Annotated in this window: 1 pseudogene; it reads left to right on the forward strand. The window is 49.4% G+C overall.

Features of this window, described 5'->3' with window-relative positions:
- Positions 1–36: 36 nt before the first annotated feature.
- A pseudogene (locus ACPYOJ_RS36580) lies at positions 37–239 on the forward strand (3-deoxy-8-phosphooctulonate synthase); the annotation flags it as partial.

A 239-nucleotide genomic window follows, 5' to 3' on the forward strand; every position in this document is an offset into this window, starting at 1 on the left:
TCTTAATTCCGATTCACACCTGAATAAGGCGATCCTATGAAACAAAAAGTGGTTAGCATTGGTGATATCAACGTGGCAAACGACCTGCCGTTCGTGCTGTTTGGCGGTATGAACGTGCTGGAATCCCGTGATCTCGCGATGCGTATCTGCGAGCACTACGTGACCGTGACCCAGAAACTGGGTATCCCGTACGTGTTTAAGGCCTCTTTTGACAAAGCCAACCGTTCCTCCATTCACTC

Source organism: Rhizobium sp. SVR5-9E (genome assembly GCF_056755095.1).